The organism is Sphingomonas quercus (assembly GCF_018863195.1).
GTDB classification, from domain to species: domain Bacteria; phylum Pseudomonadota; class Alphaproteobacteria; order Sphingomonadales; family Sphingomonadaceae; genus Solisphingomonas; species Solisphingomonas quercus.
In genome coordinates, this window is the sequence record NZ_JAHKRT010000002.1 from 523346 (window position 1) to 541741 (window position 18396).

The window sequence follows — 18396 nt, forward strand, 5'->3', positions numbered from 1 at the left end:
TAGCGGCGATAATCCCTGTCCCCGCCGCGCCGCCGCTTCGCTTTCGAGCGGCGGTCAGGCCCGGTTGCCCGCGCTGCCGTTCGATCGGCCCGCCTGCTGCTTCTCGTCATCGGTGACGCCGCCGGGCTCGACCGGCCGCCTCTCCGGATAGGGCATGATCAGTGCACCGTCGGGAGCGGCGGTGAAGGTGGTCTGCGTCGGATACGGGATGGAAATGCCCTCGGCGGCGAAGCGCTTCATGATCGAGACGAGCAGCCGGTCGCGCATCGGATGGGCGATCGACCAGTCGTTGCCGGGCACGTCGACCAGAACCGCAAAGTCGAGGCTGCTGGGGCCAAACGATTCGAAACCGGCGCGGGCCGCCTTGCCGCCTTCCGCCTCGATAAGCTCGGTCAGGATCCGGGGCAGGCGGGCGAGCGTTTCGGGGGGCGTTTCGTAGGCGACGCCGATCATGAACGACAGGCGGATATGGTCGCGCTCGGAAACGTTCAGGATTTCCTTGTCGAGCAACGCCTTGTTGGCGATCACCCGCAACTCGCCGGTATAGGCGCGGATGCGGGTGGACTTGAGCCCGATTGCCTCGATCGTGCCCGAGCTGTTGCCGAAGCTGATCGCATCGCCGCGCGAGAAGGGCCGGTCGAAGATGATCGCCAGGGCCGCGAACAGGTCGGCAAAGATGCCCTGCGCGGCCAGGCCGATGGCGATGCCGCCGACGCCGAGGCCGGCGACCAGGCCGGTGACGTTGACGCCGAGATTGTCGAGCATCACCACCAGCGCAATGGCAAACACCACCGCGCTGACCAGCAGGCGGATCAGCCCCATCGCGTTGAGCACGGCCTCGCCCTGATAGCCTTCCGCCGAGGTGCGATGCTCGATCGAACCGATGATCAGCTCTCGTGCCCAGATCGCGGCCTGAAACACCGCGGCGACCGTGAACAGGAAGGTGATCGCCCGATCGAGCGCGGGCGGGGGCGCCGCATAGCCGTCGACGAGGCGAACTGCGGTCATGATGATGAAGAAGCTGGTGGTCTTGCTCACCGCGCGGCCGAGAATCGTCAACCAGTCCGTGCGCGGGCGATCGGGCCGGCACAATTTGTTGCCGAGCCCACGTAGCGCGTAGAGAGCAGACGCGATGGCGAGTCCGATCACGCCGGCGATCAGAACCTGCAGCCAGTGCAGATAAAGCCATGCGGTGGTCGAGACCCACATTTCCTGCGCCTGATGCTGAAAGCCTTCAAGCCGTTGCTGCGACGTGGCTATGCTGTTGCTGCTGGCCGTGGCGGCGGTGTTGCTGGCGGTCATGAGGTCTCTTCGTTCTTTATGTGCGTAGCAGGGCCATCGCGGTGATTGTTTCGATCGCTTCTGGCCCGTCCACCCCGATCCAACAAGGTTCGTTGGCCGGGATGGTTCCGAGCGGGCGCCGGGCCGGACGGCAACGGCGACGGCGTGCCTTTTTACGATCGGCCGGGGAAGGCAAGCCGCCCGCGATACGTTCCGCGATGACGGGAGGTTCCCCTATGAAGCGGATCACGGGAGGATTGGCATGACGGAACGGGTCGACGTCGCGATCATCGGAGGCGGGGCCGCCGGAATCGCCGCCGCGCGGCATCTGTCGGGGCAGGGGCGGACGGCGCTCATCGTCGAGGCCGGGGCACGCCTGGGCGGCCGGGCGCACACCGTCGATCTCGCCGGCCTGCCGCTGGATCTCGGTTGCGGCTGGCTGCACTCCGCCGAGCGTAATCCGCTCGTCTCCCTTGCCGAGGCGAAAGGGCTGAAGGTCGATCGCAGCGAGGCTGCCTGGGGGCGCCAGCTGCGCAACATCGGCGCGCCGGCCGGCGACCAGCATGCCGCGTGGGCTGCCTATGAGCGCTTTGTCGAGAGCCTCGCCAGCGATCCGCCCCCGGGGGACCGGGCCGGCGATGCGCTTGCCGGCGAGCCGTGGCGCCCGTTCATCGACGCGCTCAGCAGCTTCATCAACGGCGTCGAGACGGACCAGCTCTCCGCTCGCGACTTCACCGCCTATGACACAGCGGCGAGCGAAACCAACTGGCGCCTGCCGTCCGGCTATGGCGCATTCATCGTCTCGCTGGCGGACGGGTTGCCGGTGGCGCTCGGCACGCGGGTCGAGGCCATCGCCGAGGAGGCGGGGGGCGTCCGCGTCGACACCGCTCGCGGCACGATCCGCGCCGGGGCGGCGATCGTCACCCTCTCCACCGGCGCACTGGCGCGCGGCACGATCCGCTTCGACCCGGCGGTCGACGATCACCTCCACGCTGCCGCCCAGCTGCCGCTCGGCCTCGCCGACAAGCTGTTCCTGTCGATCGCGGAGCCGGAGGCGGTGCCGGCCGAATCGCACCTGCTCGGCCGTTTCGACGACGCGGCGACCGGCAGCTATTATCTGCGCCCGTTCGGCCGCCCTGTCGTCGAATGCTTCCTCGGCGGCGCGCATGCCCGCGCGCTGGAGGAGCAGGACGCCGCCGCCTTTGCGATCGAGGAGCTGGGGAGCCTGCTCGGCGCCAGCTTCGCGCGCGGGCTTGCCCCGATCGCCGTGACGCGCTGGGCCGCGGAACCCGGCATCTTCGGCTCGTACAGCCACGCCCTGCCCGGCCATGCCGCTGCCCGTGCCGTGCTGGCGCGGCCGGCAAGCGAGCGGCTGGCCTTTGCCGGCGAGGCCTGTTCGGCGCAGGATTTCTCCACCGTCCACGGCGCCTGGGCGAGCGGCATCGCCGCCGCGCGGTGGATTGCGGGAGGCGGCGCGCGCTGATCTTTCTCGCACCGCACCTATTGCGAACCGCCCGCCGGCTCCCTTATCTGCGCCCACCGCATCCCGCATCGCAGCAAGGACCAGGCCGATGACCCAGATCGCGCGCGCCGTTCACCCCGGCCTTGTCATGATAGCGCTCGCAATGGGCGGCTTCGCGATCGGCACCACCGAGTTCGCGGCGATGAGCCTGCTCCCCTATTTCTCCGCCGGGCTGAATATCGACGCGCCGACCGCCGGCCATGTCATCAGCGCCTATGCCCTCGGCGTGGTGACGGGCGCGCCGGTGATCGCCGTGCTCGGCGCGCGCGTGCCGCGGCGGACGCTGCTGATCGGGCTGATGATCATGTTCGCCCTCGCCAACGGCCTGAGCGCGCTGGCGCCGACCTATGGCTGGATGCTCGCCTTCCGTTTCCTGAGCGGATTGCCACATGGCGCCTATTTCGGCGTGGCGGCGCTGGTCGCGGCGGGGCTGGTGCCAGCCAACCGGCGCGCGCAGGCGGTCTCGCGGGTGATGGCCGGGCTGACGGTGGCGACGATCATCGGCGTGCCGGCTGCCAACGGACTGGGGCAGCTGCTCGGCTGGCGCTGGGGCTTCGGCATCGTCGCCGTCCTCGCGCTGATCACTGCGTTGCTCGTCTGGCGCTTCGCCCCGCATGATCGCGTGGCCGAGGGCGCGAGCCCGTTGCGTGAATTGCAGGCGCTCGGTCGGCGGCAGGTGTGGCTGACGCTGGCCACGGGCGCGATCGGCTTTGGCGGATTGTTCGCCGTCTACACCTATGTCGCCTCGACGATGCTGGAGGTGACCCATGTCTCGCCGGCTCTGGTGCCGCTGGTGCTCGGCATTTTCGGGCTGGGGCTGACGGCGGGCAATCTCGGCGCGGCGTGGGCGGCGGACCGGGCGCTGATGCCGACGGCGGCCGGGATGCTGCTGTGGAGCGCGCTGTCGCTGGCGATCTTTCCCTTCGCGGCGGGCAATATCTGGACGCTGTCGGCGGCGATCTTCCTGATCGGCTGCGGCGGCGGGCTCGGCACGGTGCTGCAGACCCGGCTGATGGACGTCGCGGGTGAGGCGCAGACGCTCGCCGCGGCCCTCCACCACAGCGCCTTCAACATCGCCAATGCGCTCGGACCCTGGCTGGGCGGCCTGGCGATCGCTGCCGGCTATGCCTGGACGTCGACCGGCTGGGTCGGGTGCCTGCTGGCGCTGGCCGGGCTGGCGATGCTCGGCGTCTCCGCGCTCGACGACCGCCGGGCCGCCGAGGTCTGCTGCGCGCCCTAGGCGGTAAGCGAGGCGCGCACGAGGCCGAATTTCTCCGCAAACAGCTCCGCCGGCACCGGCCGGCCGAACAGATAGCCCTGCCCTTCCTCGCAATCCTGCTCCCGCAGAAGCAGATGCTGCGCCTCCGTCTCGACGCCCTCGGCGATCACGGAGAGGTCGAGTTGATGGCTTAGGGTGATCAGCGACAGCACGATCGCCCGGTCATGCTCGGATTCCTGCATCGCCTGGATGAAGCTCTTGTCGATCTTGATGTGGCTGATCGGATAGCTTTTCAGCAGGTTGAGCGAGGCATAGCCGGTGCCGAAATCGTCGAAGGCGAGCGCCACGCCGCGGGCGCGCAGCGCGCGCAGCTGGGGCAGCACGAGATCCTCGCGGTCGAGCACGATATTCTCGGTGATCTCCACCTCCAGTGCGCCGGGCGGCAGATCGTGGCGGACAAGCAGTCGATCGATCTGGGCTGGCAGATCGGTGCGGAACTGGGCGGCGAACAGGTTGACGCTCATCCGGAAGTCGGGCTGCGCCGGCAGCCATTGGGCGACCTGCGCGGAGGCTGTCTCCAGAATCCACGCCCCCACCGTCGCGGCGAGCGAGCCGCCTTCCAGCGCCGGGAGGAAAGCCGCCGGCTGCAACAGGCCGCGCACCGGATGGCGCCAGCGGATCAGTGCCTCGGCGCCGGTCAGCGCGCCGTCGGCCAGCCGGCATTGCGGCTGGTAATGCAGCACGAACTCGCCGCGCTCGACGGCGCGATGCAGTTCGGCATCGTACATGCGCCGCGCGAATGCCTCTGACCGCAGCGCCGGCACGTAGAGGAAGGAGCGGCCGCGCCCGTCGGTCTTGGCCTGGAACAGCGCGAGGTCGGCGCTCGACAGCAGCTCGTCGACGGTGCCGCCATGGTCCGGGGCGATGGCGAGGCCGCAACTGCCGGCGACGCGCACCTCATGCCCGTCGATGCGGATCGGGCAGGCGATCGCGGCGATGACGGTGTCGGCGAGTTCGCTGGCGCGCGCCGCCATGTCTGGGCCGACGAGCAGGATGGCGAATTCGTCCCCGCCGATGCGCGCGGCGACATCCTCCGGCCCGATCGCCGAGGCAAGCCGCGCCGCCACCTCATGCAGGATGGCATCGCCGACGGCGTGGCCGAGCGTGTCGTTGACGTCCTTGAAACCGTCCAGGTCGATCATGATCAGGCCCGGCGCTTCCGTCCGCAAGGCAGCCGCGGCGCGGGCGTGCAGCAGGTTGCGGTTGGGCAGGCCGGTCAGGCTGTCATAATTGGCGAGGCGGTACAAAGTCTCCGAATGATTGAGCTGATAGGTGGCATCGCGCACCACCGCGCCGAAATTGACCGCGCCGCCTTCTTTCCACCGCAACCAGGTGAATTCGGCGAGGAACAGCGAGCCGTCCTTGCGCGCGCCGGTGAGCGTTTCCGGTCCGGAATGGCCGCCCTCCAGCATCTTGCGCGCCGCCGAGTTCAGCCTCTCGCGGTCCATCGCCGCGACGAGCATGTCGATGCCGCCGGCGCAGGCGTCCGCGGCGGCGTGGCCGAACAGGGTGGCCGCCATGTCGTTCCAGACGGTGATGCGGCAGGCGCCATCGAAGCAGAAAACCGCGTCCGGCGAGTTGCTCGCGCTGGCGGCGAGGCGAGACGGCAGCGCGTCCGCCGCCACCTCCAGCCGGCGCAGTTCCAGCTTGTCGGCGGCCATCCGTGCCAGCTCCTTCAGCCGGGTGCGATCCTCGGCGGTGAAGTGGGAACGTGGCTGCGAGTCGACGATGCACAGCGCGCCCAGCGCATGACCGCTCGGCGCGCGCAGCGGGATGCCCGCGTAGAAGCGGATCAGCGCGCCGGCGACCAGCGGATTGTCGTGGAAGCGCGGATCGGCGAGCGCATCCTCCACCACCATCACATCATCCTGGGTGATGGCATGCGCACAGAATGACACGTCACGGCGCATGTCGCACGCGCCGATACCGGTGCTCGCCGCGAAGAATACCTCGTCGCGGCCGATCATGTTCACCGCCGCGGCGGGCACGTCGAACAGGCGGGCGGCGATCTCGACGATCGGATCGAGGCTGGGCAACGGCTTGTCGGGCGACAGGCCGTAATCGGCCAGCGTCCGCAGCCTGCCGTCTTCGTCCTCGATCGCACTTGGGCAGCGCATGGCCTGCTTACCCCCCGGCTCTTTGATGCTGTTGCGACGCTATCCTGACAACATCCTTACGACTGGCCAAGCGTCAAACGCTCCACGATAGCCGTAAAAACGGCGAATCTGCCCGCTTTTTTCACGAAAGTAGAGCGCGGAGGGGTTCCGGGAAGGCCGGGCGCAGCCGCCTCTCGCCAGTTGAGCGGATCTAGCGGCGTGCATCGGGCGGGCTGGCCCTCCGGCCCGGAGCGGTGCAGTGAAGGCGGACACACGCCCCCGGAGGAACGATGCACCCCCTCTTTGCCGGCCTCGGCACGACGATCTTCGAGGAGATGTCCGGCCTCGCCCGCCAGCACGGCGCGCTCAATCTCGGCCAGGGGTTTCCGGACGGGGACGGGCCGGAAGATGTCCGCCGGGCGGCGGCGGACGCGCTGATGACGCGCTCCAACCAATATCCGCCGATGGCCGGCCTGCCCGAACTGCGCGAGGCCGTGGCCGAGCATTATAACCGGCTGCAGGGGCTGGCGATCACCCCGGAGCATGTCCTCGTCACCTCGGGCGCGACGGAGGCCCTCGCCGCCGCCATCCTGGCGCTGGTCGACGAGGGCGACGAGGTGCTGCTGATCCAGCCGATGTATGACGCCTATCGCCCGCTCGTGCTGCGCGCCGGCGGCGTGCCCCGCTATCTCAGCCTGCGCCCGCCGCATTGGCGGCTGACGGCAGCGGAGGTCGACGCGGCCTTTGCCGGCGGGCCGAAGCTGGTGATCTTCAACGATCCGCTCAATCCCGCCGCGCGGGCCTTCGATGCGGGCGAGATCGCGTTGCTCGCCGCCGCCTGCCGCCGGCACGGCACCATCGCGCTATGCGACGAGGTGTGGGAGCATGTGCTGTTCGACGGGCGCGAGCATCGGCCGCTGATCGGCGAGCCCGGAATGGCGGCGCAGGCGGTGAAGATCGGCTCGGCCGGCAAGATCTTCTCGATGACGGGGTGGAAGGTCGGTTTCGTCATCGCCGACCCGGCGCTGCTCCAGCCGATCGCGCGGGCGCACCAGTTCCTCACCTTCACGACGCCACCCGCACTCCAGATCGGCGTCGCCTATGGCCTCGCCAAGGACGAGGCGCATTTCCGCGAGGCGCGGCTCGGCTACCAGCGCTCGCGCGACGTGCTGGCGGAGGGGCTCACGCGGGCCGGGTTCCGGGTGCTGCCGAGCGAGGGCACCTATTTCCTGTGCGCCGACCTTGCCGCCTCCGGTTTCGCGGAGGCCGACCGCGCTTTCTGCATGCGCGCCGTGCATGAGGCGGGCGTGGTGGCGATTCCGGTCTCGGCCTTCTACCACGAGGCGCCGGAGACCGGCATCATCCGCCTCTGTTTCGCCAAGCAGGATGCGATGCTGGCGGAGGGCGTTGCGCGGCTGGCCAGCCTCAGGAGTCGATGATCGCCGGGCCGATCTGGCCGATCCGCGTCACGCCGGACAGCGCCATGGCGACGCGCATCTCTTTCGCGATCATGTCGAGCAGGCGAGCGACGCCGGCCTCGCCGGCGGTGGCCAGCGCATAGAGCCAGGCGCGGCCAAGCAGCACACCGTCGGCGCCGAGCGCCAGCATCCGCACCACGTCGAGCCCGGTACGCACGCCGCCATCGGCGAGCACGGTCAGCCGATCGCCGACCGCCTCCGCCACTGCCGGCAGCGCCCGGGCGGTTGAGCGCACCCCGTCCAGCTGCCGCCCGCCATGATTGGAAACGACGACGCCATCGGCGCCGATCGCGGCGGCCTCCCGCGCGTCGGCCGGGTCCAATATGCCCTTGATGATCAGCGGACCCGTCCAGCGGGCGCGGATCCAGTCGAGATCCTTCCACGCGATCGACGGATCGAAATTGGCGGCGAGCCAGCCGATATAATCGTTCATCCCGCTCGCCCGCCCCAGCACGGGCGCGAGATTGCCGAGCCGGTGCGGCCGGCCGTGCAGGCCGACATCCCACGCCCAGCGCGGGTGGCACAGCGCCTGGATCATGCGGCGAAGCGGCGCATAAGGGCCGGACATGCCGGCATGCGCGTCGCGGTAGCGGACGCCGGGCACCGGCATGTCGACGGTGAACAGCAACGCCTCGCTCCCGGCCTCGCGCGCGCGATCGAGCAGGTCGCCCATGAAAGCGCGGTCGCGGATCACGTAGAGCTGGAGCCAGGGCGGCGCCCCGGCCCCGCCGGCCACCTCGTCGAAGCCGCACAGCGACACGGTAGACAGGCAGAAGGACACCCCCTTCGCCTTCGCCGCGCGCGCCGCCTGCACCTCGCCGCGCCGGGCATACATGCCGCCAAGCCCGATCGGCGCCAGCGCCACCGGCAGCGCGTGGCTGCGGCCGAACAATACGGTGTCGAGCCGGATGTCGGCGACGTTGGCGAGCACCCGCTGACGCAGCGCCACCTCGGCAAGATCGGTGCGGTTGCGCTCGAGGGTCAGCTCCGCGCCCGCGCCGCCGTCCATATAGTGGAAGAGGAAGGGCGGCAGACGGCGCCGCGCCGCCTCGCGGAAATCCTCCGGCGATGAGATGATCATGGCCGGAGGCTTTCCATGTTTCCGCGCGCCAGTCTACCGGTTCGAGGAAGGGCGACTTGTTCGAGTGATGGGGACGATGATGGTCGAAAGCCGCGATTGGGGACATTTGCCGACGGGCGAGGCGGTGCGCCTGTTCCGCTTCGGTGACGGGCATGGGCTTGAGGTCGAGGCCAGCGACTATGGCGCGCGGCTGGTGGCGATCCGTTCCCCCGATCGCGACGGGCGGTCCGATCATGTCCTCCTCGGCTTCGATACGCTCGCCGGCTACCTCTCCCCGGCGATGGAGCGCGCGCGGCCCTATCTCGGCTGCACCGTCGGCCGTTACGCCAATCGTATTGCCGGCGCCGCCTTCACCATCGACGGCACGCGCTATCCGCTTGTCGCCAATGAGGGCGCGAACCAGCTCCACGGCGGCGCGCCCGGCTTCGATCGCGCCGTCTGGCGGACCGAGGTGCTGGCCGCCGGCGTCCGCTTCAGCCATGTCAGCCCGGCCGGCGATCAGGGCTTTCCCGGCACGCTGCGCGTCATTGCCGACATCGTGGTTGTCGCGCCCGGCGAGATCGCGCTCCGCTATGCGGCGGAGACGGATGCGCCGACCCATGTCAGCCTGACCAGCCACGGTTATTTCAACCTCGCCGGTCGCGGCGCGCGCAGCATCGAGGATCACCGCCTGGCCATCGCCGCCGATCATGTCCTGCCGATCGACAAATCCGCGATCCCGCTGCCGGGGCCGCCGCTCGCCGTCGCCGGCACGCCGTTCGACCTGCGTCGCGAGGTCCGCGTCGGTGAGGCGCTTGCCGGCGACCATCCGCAACTCCGCGTCGCCGACGGTTTCGACCATAATTTCGTGCTGACCGGCGGCGACGGGCCCGCCGCGTCGCTCCGCGATCCGGCAAGCGGGCGCATGCTCGAGATTTTCACCAGCGAGCCCGGCATGCAGCTCTATACCGGCAACGGCTTCGACGGCAGCGTGGTGGACGATGCCGGCGGGCCGCTCGTCCGCCGGCAGGCGCTGGCGCTGGAGACCCAGCATTTCCCAGACAGCCCCAATCGGCCCGATTATCCGACGACCCTGCTCCGGCCCGGCGAAACGCTGCGTTCCGAGACGCGGCTGCGGTTCGGGGTCAGCCCCGGCCGGCCGTCTTGAGGATCGCCTGCCCGACGCGCCGCAGGCCGGCGATCGATGCCGCCTCGCCGGCGATCAGCTCCGGCGCCGGCCACCCGGCATGTGGCAAGGCGCGGGCATAGCGTTCCGCCAGCTTGCCGGTGGCGATGACGCTGATCCGCTCGCCGGGCGTGCCGCCACCGCCGGCGATCTCCGCCCCGATCAGCAGGCCCGAGAGATAATCGGCCAGCGCCTCCGGGGCGGTGCGGCCGGACAGCCCCTCGGTGCGCACGGTGAACAACAGGGCGGTGAGCGCCGGATCGTGAAGGGCACGATCCACGCCCCGATCGAACGCATCCCAGTCGGTACGCCCGGGCGCCATCAGCCGGCCGAGCAGCGACCGATCCTTGAGCAGCGCGAACAGCTCGCCAGTCATGAAGGTGCGGAAGGTGATGATCGCGCCGCCTTCAATCCGCACCCACTTGCCGTGCGTGCCGGGCAGCAGCACCAGTCCGTCCGCGATCCCGGCGCCGAGCAGCTGCACCTCCTCGCCGCGCATCACGTCCGCTACCCCTTCCGCATCGACGCGCGAGACGCCGGGGACGATCCAGCCGGGACCGGTGCCGGTATCGATCGGCATCGCCGCCGCCGCCAGCGCCTCGGGCCGGACGGGGCAGGGGAGATAGGGTGCCTCGCGCCAGCCCTGCCGGCTGCCGATCATGCCGCCCATCACGATCGGCGTGCCGCCATCCGTCCAGCCGCCGACCATCTCGCGCAGCACCGCGGCGAAATCGCCGTCGGTCACCGCGTTGATGCCGCTCGGCCGCGCGGCCTGGGCGACGATCTCGCCGGCGTCGTCGAACGCCCAGCCGCGCATGTTGCTGGTGCCCCAGTCGACACCGATCATCGCCGCGTTCATCCGGCGAACCGGTTGGTCGGCAGGCCGCGCGCGCCGGGGGACAGCTCGAACAGCGCGCCGTCGGCCGGGCCGCGACCGGTGTCGAGCGCGGCCGAGGTCACGAACATCCGCTCCAGCCCATCGCCGGCGAAGGTGATGCTGGTGATATTGGTGGCCGGCAGCGCGATCGAGCGGTCGAGCGTGGCGTCGGGCCCGAAGCGGCTGATCCGTCCGCCGCCCCAGTGCGCCACCCAGAGACCGCCCTCCGCATCCGTCGTCATGCCGTCGGGATAGCCCCAATCCTCCGCAAAGCGGAGGAAAACCCGTTTCTCGGCGAGGTTGCCGTCGGCGCCCATGGCGAAGGCGTAGATGGTCCGCGCACCGCTGTCGGTGTGATAGAGGATGCGGCCATCCGGGCTGAAGGCCGGGCCGTTGGCGACCTGATAGCCGTCGTCATGGCGCGACCAGCGAAGGTCCGGGTCTAGGCGATAGAGTGCGCCGGACGCCTCCGCGTCGCGATCATCCTTGCTGCCGGCCCAGATACGGCCGGCGGCGTCGGCCTTGGCGTCGTTCAGCCGGTTGTGAGGCCTGTCGGGCTCCGGGGCACCGATCGCGGTGATCGCGAACGGATCGAGCGACAGCGTCGCGAAGCCGCTCTTCAGGCCGATCATGAAATCGTCGCGACCGGCGCGCTCGATGATCCAGCCGATGCGCTCGGGCATCGCCCAGCGCGCCACCGCGCCGTCCGCCAGCGACAGCCGACTCAGCGCAGGCGCCATGATATCCACCCAGAATAGGGCGTTGGTGGACGGCGACCATAGCGGGCCTTCCCCCAGGATGCTCCGGCCCGCCGCCTCGATGATCCGATAATCCGTCATGGCCACTCCGATGGACGCAGATTGGTTGCCCGCATAGTCGCGACGAGTGAACCAACGGTTCGTGGCGGCCAATGGGGGCCGACCGAGGTTCCGATATCCCGACCCCGCTTTCACTGGCATGCGCCACGCGACACGGGAGGGGGAGGGGGCGGGCCGCTGGTGGAACGGCATGTGCCGCGGTCTCGACTTACCGGCGGCGGTGCGCCCTGGGTCGGCAAGCGGGAGGGATCGCCCCGTGCTTCTCGCCCCGCCCCGGGCTGAGGCTCGTCACCGGCGCGTGGCGACGCGCCGATCGGGGCCGGGTAGCATGGCCAACCCGAAGAATGACAAGGGCGGCAGCGCGGCTATACTGCCGCTTCCATCCCCTCCTGTGCTGCCGCCCCCGGGGCATGCCGGGCCGGCGCTGACGCCGGCATCGCAGCCGCCCTGAACAGATTTCAACCCGGCCTATCGGTCGTCGGAATTGCTGAAGGCGCCGACTTCCTCCGTCGCATTCGCGGCCCTGCGCGCTTCGTTGCCGGCGGCGATCGCGTTGTCGACCGCCGCCTCGACGGCGCCGGGTTCGCTGGCGCTGCCCGTCGCCGGCTTATCGCACGCCACCAGCGCCGCCAGCATGGTGGACGCGAGGACCGCGATCTTCAGCATCCATCCCTCCCACGTGACAATCTCGAATCAGAATGGCTGTTCATCTGAATTGATTCTTCACGCAGATTGCATTTTACGCAGAATGGCGCAAGCGTGCCGATGGCGCGGTCCGCGCCGCCCTGCTAGTCGCGAGTCAGTCGCGATTGAGAGGGGCGGGATGCGCGTACCGATTTGGATAGCCTTCGGATGTGCCCTGCCCGTGGCGTCCCAGCCGGCGCGTTCCGAGCAGCAGATCATCGTCACCGCCCCCGGACTGGCCAGCGAGACGCCGGCCCCGGCGGTGACCGGCGTCGACTTGGCGCTCGGCGGCACCCCGGACCTGCTCGGTGGCCTCGCCCGCAACCTCGCCGGGGTGTCGCTGTCGGATGCGCAGAACAACCCGTTCCAGCCGAACCTCGTCTATCACGGCTACAGCATCTCGCCCTTGCAGGGCAGTGCCCAGGGCCTCGCCGTCTATCTTGATGGCGGCCGTTTCAACCAGCCGTTCGGCGACACCGTCGACTTCGACCTGCTGCCCGAGGCGGCGATCGACCGCATCACCATCGAGGCCACCAACCCGGTCTACGGCCTCAATGCGCTGGGCGGCGCGATGGTGGTCGCCACCAAGACCGGGCGCACCGCCCCGGGCCTCACCTTATGGGGTGCAGGCGGCAGCTATCGCTGGGCGGAAGGCGGCGCCGAGGCCGGCTGGTCGCGAGGCGCGTGGAGCGCCTACGCTGCCGTGCAGGAAAGCCATGATGGAGGCTGGCGGCGCCACTCGCCGTCGCGGCTCTACAATGGCTATGCCGATCTCGGCTATGACGGGCCGGGCGCCGGGGCGCACGTCAAGCTGGTCGGCGCCGACAGCGACCTGACCGGCAACGGCTCGGCGCCGGTGGAGTTGCTCGCCGCCAACCGGCGCGCCGTGTTCACCTGGCCGGACAACACCCGCAACCGCTTCGGCCGGGTCAGCGTGCATCCCTGGGTTGCGCTGTCCGAGCGGACCCGGATCGAGGCCAGCGCCTATCTCCAGCAGTTGCGCCAGCGCACCGCCAACGGCGACAACGCCGATATCGAGGCCTGCGATGACGACGACGCGGCCGGCCTGCTCTGCCTCGAATCCGCCGACGATGACGACGACAGCATGCTCCGCGACCGCAGCGGGGCGCCGATTGTCGACCTGCTCGGCGACGACGGCGCTTATGGCGTGTTCAACCGCTCGCGCACGCGCACCACGGCCGGCGGCGCGCTGGTCCAGCTCGTCGACCGTCGCCCGTTGCTGGGGGGCGATAATCTGCTCCGCCTCGGCGTCAGCCATGATCGCAGCCGCACCCATTTCCGATCCGAGACGGAACTCGGCGTGCTGACCGAAGAGCGCGGCGTCGCGGGCCTCGGCCCGGTCATCGACCAGCCGGACGGGTCAATCGCGCCGGTCAGCCTCACCGCGCGCACCCGCTATACCGGGCTGTTCGCCGCCGACACGCTGCCGCTGGGTGAGCGCCTGTCGCTCGATCTCGGCCTGCGCTTCAACATCGCGCGCGTGCTGCTCGACGACCGCATCGGCACGGCGCTCGACGGACGGCATCGCTTCACGCGGCTCAATCCCGGCGCGGCGCTCGCCTATCGCGTCTCGCCTGCGCTGACCGTGCGGGCGGGCTATGCCGAGACGAACCGCGCGCCGACCCCGGCCGAACTCTCCTGTGCAGGGCCGGACGACCCGTGCAGCCTGACCAACTTCTTCGTCGGTGATCCGCCATTGAAGCAGGTCGTCGCCAGGACGTGGTCGGCTGCTGGCTCCGGCGAGATCCAGGCCCATGGCTGGGCGCTGCGCTGGCAACTGTCCGCATGGCGCGCCTCCAATCATGACGATATCCAGTTCGTCGCCGCCGATGTGCGCGGCCGGGCCTATTTCCAGAATGTCGGCGAGACGCGCCGGCAGGGCGCGGACCTCGGAGTCTCGGCGACGCGCGGCGGGCTGACGCTGCGCGCGGGCTATGCGTTCACCGACGCGACCTTCCGTAGCCCGCTGATCCTCCACAGCCCGGACAATCCCGAGGCCGACGGGGATGGCCGCATCGCGGTGGTGCCCGGCAACCGCATGCCGGGCGTGCCGCGTCACCGCGCCACCCTGTCCGCCGACTATGAGACCGGGCGGGTCACGCTCGGCGGCGACGTGCAGGCCCAGTCGGGCCAGTATCTGTTCGGCGACGAGGCCAATCTACAGCCGCGCACGCGCGCGTTCGCGGTGATCAACCTGCGCGGCAGCGTGCGGGTGGCGGGGCCGATCGCGCTGTTCGGCGAAGTCACCAATCTGCTCGATCGCCGCTATGCCAGCTTCGGCACGTTCAGCGAGACCGGTGAGGTCTATCTGTCGGAAGCGCCGCACGCCGAAGATCCGCGCAGTCTCGGCCCCGGTTCGCCGCGTCGCTGGAAGGCGGGCCTGCGCGCGCATTTCTAACTTGGCTTGATCAATCTCCCCCCGCCGGCATAAGGTTATGCAATCGATAGCATAACCCGCCCGAGCGGAGTTCGAGGAGATCAAGATGCCTGTACCGCCCCGTCGCCGGCGCCTGCCGCTGGCGCTTCTCCTCGTTGCCGGGGTCGCCATGTCCGGCGCGGCGGGTGCGCGCGGCGGCTCGGGCGCCAATTATGACAGTTATGGCGGCGATCAAGGCGGCACACGCTATTCGACGCTCAAGAAGATCACCAGGTCCAACGTGGCCGGCCTGACCCAGGCGTGGCGAGTCGACATGCCGGCCGGCGCGCTGGAGGTGCAGCCGATCGTGGTCGACGGCATCCTCTACACCACCACCACCAACGGCGCGGCAATGGCCATCGACGCCGCCACCGGCAAGACGCGGTGGAGCGTCTCCTATCCGGGCGTCGGCGGCGGGCGTGGGCGCGGCCTCACCTTCTGGCGATCCGGCAATGATCGCCGCCTGCTCGTGCCGGCGGGCGGCTTCGTCTATGCGCTCAATGCCGATGACGGGCAGCTCGTCTCCTCGTTCGGCGATGGCGGCAAGGTCAATCTTCGTCTCCAGCTGCGCGGCGACGATCCGCAGAAGAACATGGTCAGCATCGGCACGCCGCCGAGCCTGTACAAGGACGTTTTCATCACCGCCGGCGGCGTGCCGGAAGTGTCGCCGTCCGCACCCGGCGACATCCGCGGCTGGGACGTACGCACCGGCAAGCTGCTGTGGAGCTTCCACGCCATCCCCCACCCGGGCGAGGTCGGTTACGAAACCTGGCCCCAAGATGCGTGGAAGACCGCCGGCGGCGTCAATGCCTGGCAGGGCACGATCGTCGATCAGAAGCACGGCATCGTCTTCGCCGCCCTCGGCTCGCCTGCAGACGATTTCTGGGGTGGCGAGCGGCTCGGCGACAATCTGTTCGGCAACAGCCTCGTCGCCATCGACGCCACCACCGGCAAGCGCCTATGGCATTTCCAGACCGTGCATCACGACATGTGGGACGCGGATTTCGCCGCCCAGCCGATCCTGATGACGGTGCGCCGCAACGGCCGCCGGATCGAGGCGGTCGCCGTCACCAACAAGGCCGGCTTCATCTATATCTTCGACCGGCGCAGCGGAAAGCCGCTGTTCGATGTCAAGGAAACGCCATTCCCGCCGTCCGATGTGGAAGGCGAGGTCGCCTCAAAGACCCAGCCCATTCCGGTGCTGCCGGCGCCGCTCGGTCTCCAGAAGATCGGTCCCGAACTGCTCACCAACCGCACGCCGGAGGCCAATGCTGCCGCGCGTGAGAAGCTGGCGACGATGAAATATGGCGGCGTGTTCACGCCGATCGCCAAGGACAAGGACACGATCGTCATTCCGGGCTTCAGCGGCGGCGTGGAATGGGGCGGCATGGCCGCCGACCCGAAAGGCATCCTCTATGCCAACAGCGAGGATATCGCCTGGTACACCTCGATCATCGATCAGAACCGGCCGGGCGCCGGGCGCTCGAAGATGAATTTCTCCGGCTACAATAAATTCCGCGATGCCGATGGCTATCCGGCGACGCTGCCGCCCTGGGGCACGCTCAGCGCCATCGACATGAACACCGGCCAGTACAAGTGGAAGATTCCGTTCGGCTATTATCCCGAGCTTGCCGCGAAGGGGATGAAGGACACCGGCACCGAGAGCTATGGCGGACCGCTGGTCACCGCCAGCGGCCTGCTGTTCATCGGCGCGACCATCTACGATCAGAAAATGCGCGCCTTTGACACCGCCACCGGCAAGCTATTGTGGGAGGCCGATCTGCCGTTCGCCGGCAATGCCAGCCCGGCCACCTACGTCGCCGGCGGGGAGCAATATGTCGTCATCGCCGCCAGCGGCGGCCGCAACATCAAGGGGCCAAAGGGCGCGAGCCTCATTGCCTTCAAGCTGCCCAAATAAGGGGGGCGGGCCGGTCGCCGGCCCGCCCGCTTCGCCCGGCGGGCGTCAACCCTGCCGCCGGGCCGGCAGCTCGTAGAAATCATAGACGATCTTCCATTCCATCGGCCGGCCGCGTTCGGCATGGACATGGATATAGGCCTCCGGACAGGTCGTTCGCGGCGATGTCCAGAAGACGAGGTCCGACAGCGGGCGATCGGCGGTGACGCGCACGCCGGCCCGCGTCTTCCGGTTCTCGACGCGGATGTCGTAATCCGAGGCCGACGGGCCGAAGCCCTTGAGCTGCATGCGCACCGGCGTGTCGATCGGCCGCAGATAGTTGAGCCGGTTCTCGGTCACCGCCACGGCATCGCCGCGCACGTTGAACGGCTCGAGCGTGAACGGGAAGCGTACCTCGATATCGGGTCCGCTCGGCTGGCCGTCCAGCACGAAGAAATTATGATCGTACATCTCGGTATCGATCGGATGGGCGCCGGTCGCCTCGATGCGCTGGGTGAGCGTCAGCTGCGGCTTGCCGGGGGTCAGCGCCACCGTCTTCGAATAGCGATAGCCATAGCCCGAGACCGGGTCCGACACCTCGTGGGTGAAGTCGATGGCGTTCGGCCGCACGCGCGTCGCCCATTTGCCGCCGTCGATGATTTCCAGCGTCGGGAAGCCGCGGATCGGCTCGGCCGGCTTGCGCAGCACGCCGACGCCGATCTTGACGAACGGACCGCCGACCGCGGCCGCGTCGAAGCCCTGGCCGGTCACATACTCCTGCACCGGGCCCATGATGGCGTCGTGCGTCCTGGGATCATATTTGGCGAACCAGCGCCCGAAATAGGAATGGCCGCCGACCTGCAGATCGGCGATCGCGCCGGACCAGTCGAAACGAGTGGCGCGATAATAGCCGCGCGCGGCGTCGGGCATGAGCAGCACCGCGCTGGCGATGCCATTGCTGATGCGCACCGCCGGCGCATCCGGCGCGTCACGATCCGGGCTGGGCACGGGTTGCGCCAGCGCGGGCGCCGCGCCGAGGGCGAGGCCGGCGCCGATCGCCTGCAACACCCCGCGGCGCGTGCCCGCCAGTTCGCGGATCGCTCCGCTTCGATCCTCTACCTCGTGCATCCTCTGCCGTCCTCGGCGTCGCGGTCGCCGGCCGTCCCGGCGGTCTACTCTCTCGCGCGCAATGGACAGGATGGCCGCATGACCAGCGACGTGGCAAGCACCAATGCATTCGTTTTCATGTGCCGTCTTCCGAGAGGGCTGCACGCCCGGCGAGCGACGGTATCGCCGCAGCCGGGGAAACGATTGCAGCCGAATTCTACTGGGGCTTGTCGGTCGAATAGGCACGGCCGAGATAGTCGAGCAGCACCTTGTAATCCTCGTCCGGGATGATCGCGCCATTGGCCTTCATCCGATCGAGGATCCCCGGCCATTCCGCATGCTTGCGCGGCTGGGAGGTGATCACGTCGAGATCGTGGCAATGGGTGCAGGTCTCCGTCATCAGCGCCTTGGCTGGCGCGTCGTCCGGCGCCGGCGCGGTCGAAGCTGCGGGCTGGGCCGACCCGGCCATGGCCAGCGACATGGCCAGAATGGCCGCGGCGCCGAGCAACGCTATCCTGCTGTTCACCTGATCACTCCTGTCTCTCCGAAAAAACGCCGGCGGCCATGCACGCCAAGGATCGGGGCGGCCGGTCGGGTACGACGAAACGGCCGGGCTTGTCTACGCCATCGCCGATCGGGCGCTTGACATCGCGAGGCGGGGCGAGCAGCTTCATATC

General features: G+C 69.3%; 14 protein-coding genes. 6 read left to right on the forward strand and 8 right to left on the reverse strand.

The window, feature by feature from the left end:
• Window positions 1–54: 54 nt before the first annotated feature.
• Window positions 55–1209 (reverse strand): mechanosensitive ion channel family protein, encoded by a 1155-nt coding sequence (locus KOF26_RS05660; protein WP_253201180.1) that lies wholly within the window; start codon window positions 1207–1209, stop codon window positions 55–57.
• A 334-nt stretch (window positions 1210–1543) separates the two neighbouring features.
• On the opposite strand from KOF26_RS05660, the gene KOF26_RS05665 reads away from it, so the two are divergent.
• Together KOF26_RS05665 and KOF26_RS05670 are read left to right on the forward strand one after the other, a co-directional pair.
• Window positions 1544–2764, forward strand: a complete 1221-nt coding sequence (locus tag KOF26_RS05665) for a flavin monoamine oxidase family protein (protein ID WP_216321424.1) — start codon at window positions 1544–1546, stop codon at window positions 2762–2764.
• Window positions 2765–2852: 88 nt separating this feature from the next.
• Complete coding sequence (locus tag KOF26_RS05670; RefSeq protein ID WP_216321427.1) at window positions 2853–4043, forward strand: MFS transporter; 1191 nt, start codon at window positions 2853–2855, stop codon at window positions 4041–4043.
• Here KOF26_RS05670 and KOF26_RS05675 read toward each other — a convergent pair.
• Window positions 4040–6199 (reverse strand): putative bifunctional diguanylate cyclase/phosphodiesterase, encoded by a 2160-nt coding sequence (locus KOF26_RS05675; protein ID WP_216321430.1) that lies wholly within the window; start codon window positions 6197–6199, stop codon window positions 4040–4042. The genes KOF26_RS05670 and KOF26_RS05675 overlap by 4 nt on opposite strands.
• A gap of 269 nt (window positions 6200–6468) precedes the next feature.
• Here KOF26_RS05675 and KOF26_RS05680 point away from each other — a divergent pair, with 269 nt between their 5' ends.
• Window positions 6469–7617, forward strand: a complete 1149-nt coding sequence (locus KOF26_RS05680) for an aminotransferase (RefSeq protein WP_216321433.1) — start codon at window positions 6469–6471, stop codon at window positions 7615–7617.
• On the opposite strand, the gene lldD is transcribed toward KOF26_RS05680, so the two are convergent.
• Window positions 7604–8737: an FMN-dependent L-lactate dehydrogenase LldD gene (gene lldD, locus KOF26_RS05685; RefSeq protein WP_216321436.1), complete on the reverse strand. Its 1134-nt coding sequence runs from the start codon at window positions 8735–8737 to the stop codon at window positions 7604–7606. The two genes, KOF26_RS05680 and lldD, sit on opposite strands and share 14 nt — an antisense overlap.
• Between lldD and KOF26_RS05690 the strand changes: the two genes are divergently transcribed.
• Entirely contained in the window at window positions 8736–9884 is a 1149-nt protein-coding gene (locus KOF26_RS05690) for an aldose epimerase family protein (protein WP_253201116.1), read from the forward strand. The two genes, lldD and KOF26_RS05690, sit on opposite strands and share 2 nt — an antisense overlap.
• On the opposite strand, the gene KOF26_RS05695 is transcribed toward KOF26_RS05690, so the two are convergent.
• The 3 genes from KOF26_RS05695 to KOF26_RS05705 form a co-directional block, all read right to left on the reverse strand.
• Window positions 9862–10761, reverse strand: coding sequence for a 2-dehydro-3-deoxygalactonokinase (locus KOF26_RS05695; protein ID WP_216321437.1), 900 nt, complete (start codon window positions 10759–10761; stop codon window positions 9862–9864). The two genes, KOF26_RS05690 and KOF26_RS05695, sit on opposite strands and share 23 nt — an antisense overlap.
• Complete coding sequence (locus KOF26_RS05700; protein ID WP_216321439.1) at window positions 10758–11618, reverse strand: SMP-30/gluconolactonase/LRE family protein; 861 nt, start codon at window positions 11616–11618, stop codon at window positions 10758–10760. The genes KOF26_RS05695 and KOF26_RS05700 overlap by 4 nt, the downstream gene beginning before the upstream one ends.
• A gap of 447 nt (window positions 11619–12065) precedes the next feature.
• Window positions 12066–12263 (reverse strand): hypothetical protein, encoded by a 198-nt coding sequence (locus KOF26_RS05705; protein ID WP_216321441.1) that lies wholly within the window; start codon window positions 12261–12263, stop codon window positions 12066–12068.
• A gap of 157 nt (window positions 12264–12420) precedes the next feature.
• On the opposite strand from KOF26_RS05705, the gene KOF26_RS05710 reads away from it, so the two are divergent.
• The gene (locus tag KOF26_RS05710) at window positions 12421–14700 is read left to right on the forward strand and encodes a TonB-dependent receptor (protein ID WP_216321443.1); all 2280 of its coding nucleotides are present in this window, start codon (window positions 12421–12423) and stop codon (window positions 14698–14700) included.
• 85 nt (window positions 14701–14785) lie between these two features.
• Entirely contained in the window at window positions 14786–16636 is a 1851-nt protein-coding gene (locus KOF26_RS05715; protein WP_216321445.1) for a pyrroloquinoline quinone-dependent dehydrogenase, read from the forward strand.
• Between the two features lie 45 nt (window positions 16637–16681).
• On the opposite strand, the gene KOF26_RS05720 is transcribed toward KOF26_RS05715, so the two are convergent.
• Window positions 16682–17740 (reverse strand): hypothetical protein, encoded by a 1059-nt coding sequence (locus KOF26_RS05720; RefSeq protein ID WP_216321447.1) that lies wholly within the window; start codon window positions 17738–17740, stop codon window positions 16682–16684.
• 196 nt (window positions 17741–17936) lie between these two features.
• A complete protein-coding gene (locus KOF26_RS05725; protein ID WP_216321449.1) occupies window positions 17937–18245 on the reverse strand; it encodes a hypothetical protein in 309 nt (102 codons plus the stop codon).
• Between the last annotated feature and the right edge of the window lie 151 nt (window positions 18246–18396).